General features: G+C 69.2%; 10 protein-coding genes and 1 pseudogene. 5 read left to right on the plus strand and 6 right to left on the minus strand.

Going from position 1 to position 13639, the window contains the following annotated elements; translation table 11 throughout:
* Window positions 1-4 precede the first annotated feature (4 nt).
* Complete coding sequence (locus KY572_RS46265; RefSeq protein ID WP_224250218.1) at window positions 5-2317, plus strand: M20/M25/M40 family metallo-hydrolase; 2313 nt, start codon at window positions 5-7, stop codon at window positions 2315-2317.
* A gap of 168 nt (window positions 2318-2485) precedes the next feature.
* Window positions 2486-3481, plus strand: coding sequence for a GHMP family kinase ATP-binding protein (locus tag KY572_RS46270; RefSeq protein WP_224250219.1), 996 nt, complete (start codon window positions 2486-2488; stop codon window positions 3479-3481).
* Window positions 3482-3511: 30 nt separating this feature from the next.
* Here KY572_RS46270 and KY572_RS48000 read toward each other — a convergent pair whose 3' ends face one another.
* Together KY572_RS48000 and KY572_RS48315 are read right to left on the minus strand one after the other, a co-directional pair.
* Complete coding sequence (locus KY572_RS48000) at window positions 3512-5473, minus strand: FAD-dependent oxidoreductase (protein ID WP_317987998.1); 1962 nt, start codon at window positions 5471-5473, stop codon at window positions 3512-3514.
* A gap of 128 nt (window positions 5474-5601) precedes the next feature.
* Window positions 5602-5766 (minus strand): annotated as a pseudogene (locus KY572_RS48315) (hypothetical protein); the annotation flags it as partial.
* A 269-nt stretch (window positions 5767-6035) separates the two neighbouring features.
* On the opposite strand from KY572_RS48315, the gene KY572_RS46290 reads away from it, so the two are divergent.
* Complete coding sequence (locus KY572_RS46290; RefSeq protein ID WP_224250221.1) at window positions 6036-6215, plus strand: LysR family transcriptional regulator; 180 nt, start codon at window positions 6036-6038, stop codon at window positions 6213-6215.
* Window positions 6216-6434: 219 nt separating this feature from the next.
* Complete coding sequence (locus KY572_RS46295; protein WP_224250222.1) at window positions 6435-7607, plus strand: lipase family protein; 1173 nt, start codon at window positions 6435-6437, stop codon at window positions 7605-7607.
* 62 nt (window positions 7608-7669) lie between these two features.
* Here the strand turns inward: KY572_RS46295 and KY572_RS46300 are convergent, their stop codons facing one another.
* The 4 genes from KY572_RS46300 to KY572_RS46315 all read right to left on the minus strand — a co-directional run bounded on the left by KY572_RS46300 (window position 7670) and on the right by KY572_RS46315 (window position 12709).
* Window positions 7670-8806, minus strand: a complete 1137-nt coding sequence (locus KY572_RS46300) for a serine/threonine protein kinase (RefSeq protein WP_224250223.1) — start codon at window positions 8804-8806, stop codon at window positions 7670-7672.
* Between the two features lie 142 nt (window positions 8807-8948).
* Entirely contained in the window at window positions 8949-10784 is a 1836-nt protein-coding gene (locus tag KY572_RS46305; RefSeq protein WP_224250226.1) for a serine/threonine protein kinase, read from the minus strand.
* A 22-nt stretch (window positions 10785-10806) separates the two neighbouring features.
* Window positions 10807-11706 carry a DUF2381 family protein gene (locus KY572_RS46310; RefSeq protein ID WP_224250224.1) on the minus strand — a complete coding sequence of 300 codons (900 nt, stop codon included), beginning with the start codon at window positions 11704-11706 and terminating at the stop codon, window positions 10807-10809.
* Window positions 11707-11983: 277 nt separating this feature from the next.
* Complete coding sequence (locus KY572_RS46315; protein ID WP_224250225.1) at window positions 11984-12709, minus strand: hypothetical protein; 726 nt, start codon at window positions 12707-12709, stop codon at window positions 11984-11986.
* 763 nt (window positions 12710-13472) lie between these two features.
* On the opposite strand from KY572_RS46315, the gene KY572_RS46320 reads away from it, so the two are divergent.
* Window positions 13473-13639 (plus strand): FHA domain-containing protein (locus KY572_RS46320; RefSeq protein ID WP_224250227.1); only part of this gene is annotated, 167 nt, incomplete at its 3' end.

Raw genomic sequence — 13639 nt, forward strand, 5'->3', positions numbered from 1 at the left:
CCCCATGGCCCCTCGCTGGCTCGCGCCCCTGGGAGCCCTGGCGCTCACCGCCGGGGTGATCCTCTTCGCCCACTCCTCCACGGTGCCTCCGCGGGCGCGTCCGGCCTCGGCTCCGGCCGGGGAGTTCTCCGCCCACCGGGCCCGCCAGCACCTCGAGCGGATCGCCGCCAGGCCTCACCCGCCAGGCACCGAGGCCCACCGAGAGGTCCGCGAGTACCTGCTCCAGAGCCTCCGGGAGCTCGGCGTGACGCCGGAGGTCCAGACCGTCCCGGAGCTCTACCCGGACGACGGCCGGTCCATCCCCATGGCCACCGTCCACAACGTCGTCGCCCGGCTGGAGGGAGCCGATCCCCGACAGGCGATCGCCGTCGTCGCTCACTATGACTCGGTGCCTGGCTCGCACGGGGCCAGCGACGACGGGGCCTCGGTCGCCGCCATGCTGGAGACGCTGCGCGCCCTGAAGACGGGGCCCCGGCCCCGCAACGACGTCCTCTTCGTCTTCACCGATGCCGAGGAGCTCGGGCTGGTGGGGGCTCGCGCCTTCGCCCTGAAGCACCCGCTGGCGAAGAAGGTCTCCATCGTCCTGAACTTCGAGGCGCGCGGGGCCAGCGGGCCCTCGCTGATGTTCCAGACCAGCACGGGCAACCGCTGGCTCATCTCCCAGGTGGCGAGCGCGGGGGTCCAGTCCCTGGCGAGCTCCCTCTTCTACGAGATCTACCGGAACCTCCCCAACGACACGGACCTGACCATCTTCCTCGAGGAGGGAAAGGCCGGGCTCAACTTCGGGTGGATCGACAGCTACATGCGGTACCACACCCGCTCGGACGATCTCGCGAACCTCGACCTGGACAGCCTGCAGCACCAGGGCGAGTCCATGCTGGCGCTCACGCGTCACCTGAGCCGCGTCGAGCTCGAGCCTCGCGGCCCCGAGGACGCCATCTACTTCAACCTCGGCTCCAGCCTGGTCCGCTACCCGGCCTCGTGGGCGGTGCCGCTCGCGCTCCTGGCGCTGGTGGCCCTGGTGCTCACCCTGCTCTCCGCCTCGAGGCGAGGACACCTGCGCTGGGGCCGGGTCGCCCTGGGGTTCGTCGCGCTCCTGGCGGTGACGGTGGGCGCGGCGGTCAGCGCTCACCTGGCCTGGCTGGCCGTGAGCACCGTCGATGACGGGCTGAAGCTGCTGCCGCAGCGGCACGCCTACCAGAGCGATCTCTTCATCGCGGGCATCCTCGCGCTGACGGTCGCCGGGGTGGCGGGGATCCAGGGCGCGTTCCTCCGCAAGCTCCGCCGAGGCGAGCTGATCGCCGGAGCGCTGTGCGGCTGGCTGGTGCTGAGCCTGGCCTCCTCGCTGCTCCTGAGCGGCGTGAGCTACCTGCTCACCTGGCCGCTCCTCTTCGCCACGCTGGGGCTGTGGCTCCTCTGCCGCTCGCCGGAGCAGACCCCCTCTCCCGGAGCAACCCTGGCGATCGCGGCGACCACCGTGCCCGCCCTGCTGCTGTGGGTCCCCCTGGTGCCCAGCCTCTACGAGGCGCTGACCCTCTCCCAGGCGAGCATGGTGACAGCGCTCGTCGCGCTCTGGCTGGGCCTGCTCCTGCCGCAGCTCCTCCCGGTCCCGCTCCGCATCGTCCGAGCCGCCGCGCTGCCCGCGCTCGTCCTGGGGCTCGTCCTGCTCACGGTGGGCGTCTGGCGCGAGCGCTTCGACGTGGCTCATCCGCGCCCCAGCAGCCTTGCGTACACGGTGGACGCGACCCGGGCGGAGGCGTTCTGGGCGTCCAGCGACATCGAGCTGACGCCCTGGACTTCACAGTTCCTCGGAAACGCGCCCGAGCAGCGGAAGCTGGATGCGTACTTCCCCACCTTCTGGCGCGCCGTCCACACCGCGCCCGCGCCCATGACGCAGCTTCCGGCGCCCGAGGTGCGGGTGCGCGGCGATGCCACGGCGGAGGGCACTCGCGTCCTCAGCCTCAACGTCGCCTCGCGGAGGCCCGCCTCCATGATCCAGATCCTGCTGCCGCCCGCGCTCCCGCTCCAGGGGATGACCGTGGCGGGCAACACGCTGGACGCGAAGCTGCTGCAGCGGCTGAAGGAAAACCCGAAGGGCGGCACCATCGAGTACTGGGGCGCGGACGCGCAGGGAGTCGATCTCGAGCTGAGACTGCCCGCCGGGACCGCGGTGAAGCTGCGCGTCTCCGATACCCGCTTCGGCCTCGACGAGGCCCCTGGCGCGCCGAGCCAGAGCCGCCCGGCGGACCTGATGCCCGCTCCCTTCGGCTTCGCCCTGACGGATCAGGTGACGGTGAGCGCCACCACCGAGCTGTGAGCGTGGCCACTTCCCAGCTCGGGCGGTCCATGCACTCGGGAGCGGAGGTCGGCGGAGGGTGGGAGGAGACCCATCCTCGGGCACAGGGCACCCCTATGAATCATGGCTCGAATTGATATCCTGCCGGAAGGACGTCGGCTGTCGGCAGTGCCCGGGGAGGAAAGGTCGTTGGAAATCCTGATCGACCCGCCAGGCCGACGCAGCCAGTCCAAGGAGGCGCTCGTGACGCCGGTGGTCCGGACGCTCCAGGAGGCGCTTCGCCTCGAGCCCGGGCAGGGAGAAGCCATCGGACACCACGGCGAGCTGCTCCAGGGCGTGTTCAGGGACGAGTCGGGTCGCCTGCACCGCGGGCTGCTCTCCCTGGCCTGCCCGAGCCTGCACTCGGAGGCAATCTTCCACCCCACCCGCGAGGGGCCGCTGGTGGTCGAGCCTGCGTGGAAGAGCAAGGCCCTCAGGGCCGCGGAGCTGACGCTGGCCTGGGGGGGCGCGACGCCGCGGGGCGGCCGGCTGGAGGTGCGCAGCAACATCCCCGTGGGCTGGGGGCTCGGCTCCTCCACGAGCGATGTGGTGGCCACCATCCGGGCGGTGATCACCACGCTCAAGCGCCCCGAGGATCCGGCCCTCGTCGCTCGGCTCGCGGTGGAAGCCGAGACGGCCTCGGACTCCACCATCTTTGGAGACAGCGCCCTGCTGTTCGCCCAGCGCGAGGGCGTGGTGCTCCAGCGCTTCGAGGGAGAGGTGCCCGAGTTCGAGGTGGTGGGCTTCAACGTCGAGCCCGACGGCCAGGGCGTGGACACCCTGGCCCACGAGCCCGCCCGCTACGACGAGGCGGAGATCGAGGAGTTCGGCCGGCTGCGAGCACAGCTCGAGCAGGCCCTGCGCGAGGGCAACCGCCAGCTGCTGGCGCGGATCGCGACCACCAGCGCCCGCATCAGCCAGCGGCACCTGCCCAAGCCGCACTTCGACAGGCTCCTGGCCATCATGGAAGCCGTTGACGCCCTGGGCATCCAGGTGGCGCACAGCGGCACGGTCGTCGGCTTCCTCTTCGATCCCACCCGCGCGGACCGGCAGGCTCGCATCGAGGAGTGCCAGGCGCGTATCGAGGAGCTGGGCTTCTGCAAGACGTGGTGCTTCTCCAGCAGGCGGCGCGGGACCTTCAGCTGATCCCGCGCGCCCTCTGGCACCGGCAGGCCCTCAGTGGACTGGAGCCTCCTGGCCGCCGCTCTCGAGCGGGCGGCGCTCGGCGGTGGGCGAGGGCCCGAACGAAGGCAGCTGGCGCCCCAGGCTGCCGGTGATGAGGCGCACCTCGCGGCGCCGGGTGAGGAAGTAGTACGTCCACTCGAGCATCACCGACACGCGGTTGCGGAAGCCGATGAGGAAGAAGACGTGGATGCCCGCCCACCCGAGGTAGGCCAGCCACCCTTTCAGCTTGAGCCTCTGGTGGAAGGTGACGCCCACGGCCGCGCCGCGCCCGATGACGGCGAAGGAGCCGCGATCCCGGTAGCGGAAGGGCAGCAGCGACTCTGCCTTCAACCTGCGGCGGATGTTGCGCGCCACGTGCTCGCCCATCTGCATGGCCGCCGGAGCCACTCCGGGCACCGGGCGTCCTTCCTGCTGGAGCGAGGCCACGTCGCCGATGACGAAGATGTCCTCGTGGCCCGGGACCGTCAGCGTCGGCGACACCTTCACCCTGCCCGCCCGGTCGAGCGGGACACCCAGGGAGCGCATGAGCGGCGAGGCCGCCACTCCCGCGCCCCAGAGCACGGTGCGCGCCTGGATGCGCTTGTCGCCAACCTGCACGCCCGTGGCATCCACGCCCGTCACCATGGCGCCCGTCCACACCTCCACGCCGCGCTCCTGGAGATCGCGCCGGGCCCGCTCGGAGAGTGACTCCGGGTAGGCGGTGAGCACGCGCGGCAGCCCCTCGAGGAGCAGGATGCGGGCGCGGGTGGGATCGATGCGGCGGAACTCCTTGCGCAGCGTGATGTGGGTCAGGTCCCCCAGCGCTCCGGCCAGCTCCACGCCGGTGGCGCCGCCGCCGATGATGACGAAGGTGAGCCACTCCTGCTGGCGCACCGGGTCCGACTCGCGCTCGGCGGCCTCGAAGGCCAGCAGCACGCGGCGGCGGATCTCCAGGGCGTCGTCGATCGTCTTCAGGCCGGGGGCGTGGGCCTCCCACTCCGGGTGCCCGAAGTAGGAGTGCGTGGCCCCGGTAGCGAGCACCAGCACGTCATACGGCAGCTCGCCCGCGTCGCAGACGACCACCTTGCGCGCGGTGTCGATGGAGCGCGCCTCCGCGAGGAGCACGCTGGTGTTGGGGCTGCGCAACACCCTGCGGATGGGAGCGGTGATGTCTCCGGGGCTCAGCACGGAGGTGGCCACCTGGTAGAGCAGGGGTTGGAAGAGGTGGTGGTTGTAGCGGTCCACCACCGTCACCTGGACGGGGGCACGCTTCAGGGCGCGCGCCGCCTGCAGCCCACCGAAGCCCGCCCCCACGATCACCACGCGCGGTCCCTGCTGAGTCACACGTTTCATGCGCGAAAGGTGAGGCCTTCGTCTCGGCACGAACAGTATGGGAGTGTCCCCGGGAGAACCTGTCTCCCGAGGGCCCGCCTGCATGCCCGGCCCTCGGCCTGCTCGAAGAGCCCGACCTGGAACGGGTGACAGCCGCCGCGCGGAGCTAGCGCCTGCGGCCGGTAGGAGTCGCCGTGGCGGCAGTCGTGCTCTCCACGAAGAGCAGTCGTGGAGGAACGCTCCCAGGGGAGTGTCACGAGACACGCCGCGCAGGTCGAGCGCGAAGAGGGGCAGCCCCACCGAAGCGAGCGCCGCGTCGAGCGTCCCCTGTCTCGCCGGCGGCACGGTGTGGACGATCAGCCCCTGGGACTGCTGCCCGGGCTGGGGGCTGTGCATGGCCTGGAAGGAGCCCTGGTTGAAGGCAAAGCCGAAGACGTAGAGCGAGTCCCCGAGCTCCGCGCGCAGCCGCCGGCCCAGCGGCGTGTTCGGCAGCGCGTTGGCCAGGCTCACGTGGGCATTGTGTCCCCACAGCACCATCTTCGCGCTGGGCCCCTCCTGCTCCAGCAGCCATTGCGCGTTCTCCGCCATGATGCGCTCGCGGCCGAGGAACCTCTCCCGGCGGGGCCCGCTGGCCATCTGCATGAGGTGCCCCAGCAGGAAGGCATGACGGAACCCTGCGCGAGCAGCTTCCGCCCCTCCATGTCCAGGTTGTCGGCGTGATGGTCATGGCTCAGGAGGATGGCGTCGAGCGCGCCGAGCTCGCCACTCCCGACCGGGGACTGGTACGCCTTCTCCGACGCGAACCAGGCGCGCGGCGTGTACCAGGGGCCGAAGTCATACGTCGTCCCGGCCGGATCGAACGCCGGATCCGTGAGCAGGCGTGTCCCGGCGATCTCGAGGAGAAGCGTAGCGGTGCCCAGGTAGGTGACCTTCATCCATCCATCCCGATGGGGTGTCGAGCCTCAGCGGGGGATGTTATGCCCGTCCTGGGGCGATGGCTCGACTTCGTCGGCGGGTCGAGGTGGCAGCCCCGCCGTCGGCCGCATCCGGACCCAACTGGTATGACAAGTAGACCAGTTCGGTTCTGCCGCGCCCCTCGGAGCGACCGGCCTGCCTCTGCGTCACCCTGCGTCTGCGATGCCCGGCGCTGTACACCGCGCGCCATGAGCGCCATCGCCTTCGAGGCCTCCGTTCCTCGGTTGCGATGCTTCATCGCCGTGGTGGGCGCCGGCTCGGGATGTCGGCGGCGAGCGTGTCGAAGGCGCTCACCCGGCTCGAGGAGGGCGCCGGCGTGCGGCTCCTCCACCGGTCGACCCACGCGCGCGCTCTCACCGAGGCCGGAGAGGCCCTGATCGTCTCGAAACGGACGCGTCCACGACGATGACGCGTCAAACGGGGCACTGACACGTCATCGGAGGCGCTGACACGCCGGTGGGCGGGTGAAGTCTGCTTCGTGGCAGGGGTGGAGGAGCGCGGCTCCCTCTACTGACGGTGGTGGCACCTGCCCTGCATTGCGGACGGGCGGGAGCCCTGGCCGAGCCAGGGAGACCTCTGACCCACACCGTGCCCCTGAGCGGGTACGACTTCCATGCAAAGGACCACCATGTCTGCGCCCCTCAACCTCTGTCAGAAGACCTTTCTCCTCACCTACGAGTCCAACAACCTGCGTGCCACGCAGGGCGACGAGGCCACGCTGGCCCGTACCCTGAACAGCTACCTCACGGACTTTCTGGGCTCGCCGAAGATCCAGGCCGCCATGGAGGGCAAGTGGTCGCTCGCCTGGGGCCCGGCGGTCTTCGAGCATCAACCCGGCGCCCAGAGCTACGCGGACAACGTCATGTACGTCGCGGCGAGCCCCGACAAGTCCGTCTACGTCGTCGCCATCGCGGGGACCAACATGTCCTCGGACTATGACAAGACAGAGGACCTCAGCGTCAACACCACGAAGCTCTGGATCGACGCGTTCCCGTCGCTGAAGCCCTACGGTGTGCCCTCGGGCATCAACCCCTGGCCCGCCATCTCGACGGGGACGGCGCTGGGCGTCAACGCCCTGCTGGGAATGAAGGACCCGACGACGCAGAAGAGCCTGCTGGATTTTCTGCGCTCGCTGAGCGGGACGAGCCAGAAGACGCTCATCTTCGGCGGCCACAGCCTGGGTGGCGCGCTGGCGCCGACGCTCGCCCTGGCCCTGTTCAATCCGTCGGGCGGGCCGCTCAGCAAGGGCAGCTGGGGTAACGTCTACGTGCTCCCGGTGGCCGGCCCCACTCCTGGCAACGCGGGCTTCGCCCAGTTCTTCCAGAGCGTGTTTCCGCCGGTCAGCATGAACCTGAGCGAGACCTACTATGCCTGGAACCAGAACATCTGGAACAGCATCGACGCCGTTCCGCATGCCTGGGTCGTCGAGATGCTCAAGGAGATCCCCACCCTCTATCCGGCGATCTGGGACGGTGGCCAGGTCCCCCAGCAGCTCACGAATCAGGTGGACGGAGCCGTCCTGCTCTCGGTGACCGGCGGCGCCCTGCCCGGTGCCTACACGCAGCTCCCCAACATCGAGGTGCCGTGCTTCTTCAATCCCTTCATCCCGGTTCATGACTACGACTCCTTCATGACCCAGGTCGGGTTCCAGCACGTGATTGCCTACGAGCTCTTCTTCGGCATCTACACGCTGGTCTCCGAGAGCACGCGCTCCGCATTCCACAAGACGTTCGAGCGGCAGCTGCTCCCCTTCCAGAAGGTGACGGCCAGGCCCGCGAGCCTCGCCGCGGCCGCGGGCTGACGCGCTGCCCCTCGGCGCCGGGACGAGGGGAAGTGGAGTTGCTCCGATCGCGTGGAGGGTGGCTAGGGGGTCCCGCCCCGCTCAGTGTCCCGGCTCAGGCGGGCCCCCGACAGCGAGCTCAGAACTTCCTCGAGCGCCTCCTCGGGCCCGTAGGGGACTCCCAGCGCGGCGAGCCCCGCCCGCAGATCCGCCTCCACGTCAGCCGCCGACGGATAGCGCTCTTCCGGGTGGCGCTGGATCAACTTGCGGATGATGGAGCGCAGCGGCTGCGGTAGCGGCTCGGTGAGCTCGTCCACTTCTTCCCGGGTGAACGTGGCAGCCCTCAAGATGCAGTCGTCCGCATGAGCCGGCAGGTCTGCCTCCATGGCCGTGATCGCTGCATCCAGGACCCGCACCTTGACCTTCTTCGTCAGGGCCTCCTCCAGGTCGCTGGGCCGCATGTCGACCATGCTGTAGAGGTGGCGCCACGTGGCCAGCTCCAGCAACACCAGCCCCAGCGAGAACAGATCCGAGCGCGGATCCGTCTCCCCGCAAAGCAACGCCTCCGGGGAGCAATAGAAGACATCCCCCTGAGGACGCGGCAACGTCGATGCCACTCGGCCCGGGAGCAAGGAGCGCGCGCGGGCGAAGTCCGTCAGCATCACCCCACCCTCGGGCTCCAGGAAGATGCGGGCGGGGTTCAAGTCCCGATGAACGATGCCCAGCGGAGCGCCGTCCTCGCCCTTGCACGTGTGCGCGTAGTGCAGGGCGCTGGCAACCTCGGCCCCCACGTAGAGGCAGAACGCCGGGGAGAGGAGCTTCTCTCGCATCAGTGAGTAGGTGAGCAGGGAGTTGATCGAAGTGCCCTCGACCCGGTCCGACACGATGTAGAGAGCGCCTTGGACTTCATAGGGCCCGAGCGTGCGGGCGATCCCCGGGTGTCGCAGATAGGTGGCGAGGTGCGCCTCTTCCCGGAGGCGGGCGCGCATCCTCTCCAGCATTTCGGGATCGCCCGGCGACGCAGGCGGCAAGCTGCGGACGATGACCTCCCGCAGGCGCTTCTTCTCGGTGCGCTCCCAGGCTGGGACGATCCTCTCCCCCAGCCTCGACTGCGACAGCTCTTCGAGCAACGGACGCGACAGATCCACCTCATACGAGAGATCGCCGTGAGAGAAGAGAATCACCCCCGGGACGCTCCAGGGTGGGCGAGGAGTAGCCATGCGGGATCGGCTCCTGGCGGCGCAAGAGAGGGCGCCGCAGCGGAGCGAAACACTACCCAGGATGTACCATGGGAGGGAACGACGCTGGAGGTTGGGAGCGGCGCGGTCCCTGACTACAGCGTCAGTGAAACGCCTGCCCCGCTCATCTCCATTGCTTGACGGCCTGGGTCTCGGACACCTTGGTCCCTACAGGGGCGCCCGGCTTGGAGCCCTCGAGCTTTTCCGAGCCCAGCTCGCGTACATCCGTCAGCTCGAGGCAGATCGGCACGGTTCGCCCGCCTGGGAGGTGGGCGCGGACATAGCGCCCGTAGATGCGATCGCCCGTCGTCCACAGGTGCCCATCTACCCGCATCCCGGCAGGCGCCTTGTAGTGTGGCCGTATCAACGCCCCCGTGACCGGCCCATCCTTCCAAACGGCCAAGGGTTGCTCGTCCGCCTCTTCCAGGCTCCCCTTGGTCACATCCAGCAAGATGCCAGGCCCGGAGGTGTCGTAGCCCATATGCCACCCGAGTTCCTTCCACATCGCCTCAACGGCTTCCTTGGGGCACGGCTCGGGATCCGGGCGCTTCTGCACGCCAGTGCAGCCCGCTTCAAGCCATGCAACGGAGGCCACCAGGAGCATGCACTGCTCCACCTTCGAGGGCACGCGCCGCCCGCTGGCCCTCTGGACCTGCTGCGGGTTGGGGACGCCGTTGGTGAGAGTCGGGGAGTTGTCGGGCAGCTTCACGGACGGGCTGACCTCCTTCTGGGTAGGGAGAGCCGAGGCTAACCGAGCGGGGCGGCTTGTCGGCTTTTCGGTCAGAGGGCTCGAGGCAGGGGGCTGATCCGCTGGTGCGCTCCTGGTCACCGGAGGTGACTCGGGTTGCGGTGGCCTGTGCAGCAGGAAGACGGCCACGACCGCCGCGAAGACAGAGAGCGCCAGCAGCCCGACGAACACCGGGCGCAGCCACGGACGGCGCCGGCGGCGCTGCGCGGCAGAGGGTACGGGCGCTGCATCCGCTGACGCTGGCGCCAACACCGGCTCTCCTTCGACGGGTTCTCGCCGTAACGGCAAGGGTGCCGGGTGAATGGGGCGCTCGCGCCAGTCCTCCCCCTCGAAGCGCGCCAGGTCCGCCAGCGGGCGCCGCGCATCCTTCGCCGTCGCGGGGCGCACTTCCAGGTCGCGACTGATCAGCCTCATCGCGTAGGCGCTCAACTCCATCGGAACGCGCCCCTGGGTTGCGCGATGCGGGGTGGGAGGAGTTATCACCATGCTGTTGAGCACGGGCCGCCCCTCGCTGCTTTCCGGTGTGGGGTCCGCCAGCACGTCGTAGAGGTTGGCTCCGAGCGCGAAAATATCGTCTGTCGCCTTGAACGTGTAACGAGCCCCGGGCTTGAGGCGGTTTTCCTCCCAGAAGCTTTGAGCCTCGGGGCTGCGGTTGCGCGGCGTTCCAGGCGGCAGCGGCCCGTCCGTCAATTCCTCGGCGGTCGCGTAGTCCGCCGCGCCAAAGTCGATGAGCACCGGCTCGCCGTCCTTGGTGACCATGATGTTTCTCAGGCTCAAGTCCCGATGGAGCACGCCTCGCGCGTGCATGTGCTCCAGGGCGTCAAACAGCTTGAGGAACAGGACGACGACTTCATGCGGCGTCGGGTGGGTCCGCTCCACCCAGCGGGCGAGCGTGTAGCCGTCCACGAACTCCAGAACGATGTAGTGGAAGCCTGAGAGCGCACCCGGCCACCGGCCCTGCCCCAGCATCCGGATGATGTGACCGTGGTTGAGTTGCTGGAGACAAGCCGCCTCGCGCCGCGCGCGTGCGTCCGTCTGCTTCGGATCCGGGCTTCGCTCCGTCTGACAGGCCAGCTTGAGCGCGAAGCGCTGGCCGTCCTTCTCCACCTCGTAGACGACGGCATACCCGCCCCTGCCGACACGTCGAACAATGCGCCAGTCGCTCACCATCTGACCGGGCTTGAGGTCCAAGGGATCAAAATCCGAGAACATGCCGCGCACCTCTCGCCAGTAGCTACAGCTTCACCTTGGGAGCGGACAGACAGCGGCTCCCGTCACCGTTGCACACCCGCACCGCATGCCGTGCCTGCAGCCATGCTTCCTTCTCTCGCGCGGGCATCTCCACTTCCACGGCCACGCTCACGACCCCCCCCGGGGGGATGGTTGCTTGCCCTGAGAGCACCGCGCGAGCGCGGCGCGGTTCCCCTCCTGCGGGAGTCACCTCTGCCCACGCGGGCGCCCACGGCGCCCCTCCGGTGTTACTCACTTCGAGGACCACCACGCTCCATGTGGGCCCTCCGAGGCCCCAGCACCGAGTGGGGCGAAGCTCACCCTCGTGTGCCCCAACGCGCGCTCGATCAAAGTACGCTCCGCTCACGCCCTGCTGATCCACGAAGCCCGAGAGCGCCACGGCCGCCGGGCTCGAGGCTGGGGGCCGTGCCTTCAGCGTCTCCAGTTCCCTGGCTTGTGCCTCGCACCGCTCGCGCGTGGCGGACAGCTCCATGCGGCACGCCTCCACGGACTGCCGCGGGCGGCTGACGTTCACCACCACATCCGCCGCACCCGGCTGCCCTGTGAGCAGGAACACGACGCTCAAGGGGAACCCCTCGCGGTAGGTGACTCGCAGCGCGAGCCGTTCACCGGGCGCCAGCGCCGCCGTGGGCGAGAGCGTGACGGTGGTGTCCCCCACGTCCAGCACCGCGAACCGGGCGCGGCCCTCGACTTCGACGGACTCCCGCACCAGCGGCGCGTCCAGCAGGAGCACCGTGACGGTGCCAGGCGCCACGGAAACCAACGGCGACTCGCCGGCCTGCCCCGAGAGCACGATGGAACGAGGAGCCGCGGCCTGTGCCGGAGCGGCGAGGCCCACCAGCAGAGCGGCGAGCGCCAAGGGCGAGGCAATGGGTCGGAACAAGGCGGAGGAACCTCTCAGGTAGGTTCCCAGAGTAACAGACGCGGCAGGGAGCCCGCGTCGAAGTCAGGTGCGAATGTGCACTTCAGCGGGCCAGGAGTCGGCGCGCGCAGGAGGCGGCACCCGCCGTGCCATGCGGCGCGCCAGACCTTTTCTCCAGGCACCAGGGGCACCAGTCCTGACGCAGGGAGCACAAAAAAAGAGGCCCCGCGTCCTCATCAGGAACGCGGGGCCTCGCCTCATGAGCCCGGGATTACAACGACCGGACCGTTACCGGCGGCTACGGCAGCTCATTGACCGGGGGCAGCTCGCCCGTGAGCGCGAGGACCAGCTGGTTCACCTGCTCCAGGGGAATGCCCTTGAAGTCCAGCACCGCCTTGCCCTTCTGGTTGCGCACCGTCACCTTCACCAGCGCGCCCTTGCCCTTGGGGAAGCGCAGCGCCACCGCCTCGGTGTACTGCTCGGCCAGCAGCAGCGCCTCCGGCGGCAGGGGCCTGGTGGAGGCCGGCTTGCGCTTGTGCTGCAACGCCCGGCGCATCTGCGCCACGCTGCAGGCCCCGAACGTCTGCACCGTCACCAGCCCCTTCTCATCCGGCACCTCGATGGGGGTGGGGCCCGGGTCCTCCGGGTTCACCTCCAGGTCCGCGGCCTCCTTGTAGCTGAGCAGCAGGTAGAGGCAGGTGACGCCGAAGCGGCGGGCCACCGGCTCGCTGAAGGCGTTGGCCACCGCCCCGTACAGCGTCAGCGCCGTCTGGGACAGGTCCGCCAGGTGCTTGCTGAAGTAGTCGCGGGCGTCCTTGAAGCCGGCCTTCTCCGCCAGGCGCTTGTCGACGATGTAGTTGTAGATTGTCCCCATGCGGTGGTGGTTGCTGCTCTCCTGAGCCATCAGCTGGAGCAGCTCGGCGCGCAGCTGCTCCAGCGTGGTGCCCTCCGGGATGACGGGGCTGACGGAGGCGCCCGTCGGCGTGGCGTGGGTGTCATTCTTGAACTTGAACAGATTGAACATGAGAGCTTCTCCCCCTGGGAACGCACCATGCGTCCCGGCCGCTTGACGTTGCGGTTGAGCAGCCCAAGAGCACGTGGCGCGCCAACCTCTGCGTTGGTGCGAAAACAGGCACTTGCGAGAACAGGCCTCCGGTGAGCGGACGCGGACGCGGACGATTCGTCCGCCTTGGGAAACGGTGCGAACAAAAGGAGTGAGATTCCGAGAGGTTGCGGAGGTGCCGCCGGGGATGGAGTGCGGAGGTGGCTGGGTAAACCGTTGAATGAAGGAGGGTGAGCGCCCCCCGCACACGACAACGACCGTCCGCGTTCGCGGACGGCGCCGCCGGACCGGTGCCCGCTCTCCACTACTGACTCAGTCAGGAGTCAGCACGCGCGGCCTCTGCCGGGGAGCGGCAACCCGCTCGCCACTTCTGACTGAGTCAGAAGTCAGCACGCGCAGCCTCTGCCAGGAAGAGCCCTCCCTCGCCGCTCCTGACTCAGTCAGGAGTAGCCGCGCGCCACTACTGACTCAGTCAGGAGCAGCCGCGCGCCGGTCCCCACTGAGTGGGGAGCAGTCCGCTTGCCGGTCCCCACTGAGTCAGGAGTAGCCGCTCGCCGGTCCCCACTGAGTGGGGAGCAGCCGCTTTCCACTACTGACTCAGTCAGGAGCAGCCACGCGCCGGTCCCCACTGAGTGGGGAGCAGCCCTCTTGCCGGTCCCCACTGAGTCAGGAGTAGCCGCTCGCTGCATCTCATATGTGAGAGCCCCATGACGAGGAGGCGTCCATGCCGGAGCTGGTGTTCTTTCGCAGGGGTGAGGAGGTGCTCCGGGTCGCCCTGGAGCGCCAGCGCATGGTGCTGGGCCGCGCCCAGGACTGCGACATCGTCATCCCGGATCCCCACGTGAGCCGCCAGCACCTGGCGCTGCTGCTGGACGGCACGCGCTGCCTGCT

This window comes from Hyalangium gracile, assembly GCF_020103725.1.
Classification (GTDB): Bacteria; Myxococcota; Myxococcia; order Myxococcales; family Myxococcaceae; genus Hyalangium; species Hyalangium gracile.

What these genes read in the sequence shown, in the direction of transcription:
- KY572_RS46265 (WP_224250218.1), top strand. Translation starts at nt 5, where the DNA reads ATGGCCCCTCGCTGGCTCGCGCCCCTGGGAGCCCTGGCGCTCACCGCC.
- KY572_RS48000 (WP_317987998.1), bottom strand. Translation starts at nt 5,473, where the DNA reads ATGCAGATGGCCAGCGGGCCCCGCCGGGAGAGGTTCCTCGGCCGCGAG.
- KY572_RS46290 (WP_224250221.1), top strand. Translation starts at nt 6,036, where the DNA reads ATGCTTCATCGCCGTGGTGGGCGCCGGCTCGGGATGTCGGCGGCGAGC.
- KY572_RS46295 (WP_224250222.1), top strand. Translation starts at nt 6,435, where the DNA reads ATGTCTGCGCCCCTCAACCTCTGTCAGAAGACCTTTCTCCTCACCTAC.
- KY572_RS46300 (WP_224250223.1), bottom strand. Translation starts at nt 8,806, where the DNA reads ATGGCTACTCCTCGCCCACCCTGGAGCGTCCCGGGGGTGATTCTCTTC.
- KY572_RS46305 (WP_224250226.1), bottom strand. Translation starts at nt 10,784, where the DNA reads ATGTTCTCGGATTTTGATCCCTTGGACCTCAAGCCCGGTCAGATGGTG.
- KY572_RS46315 (WP_224250225.1), bottom strand. Translation starts at nt 12,709, where the DNA reads ATGTTCAATCTGTTCAAGTTCAAGAATGACACCCACGCCACGCCGACG.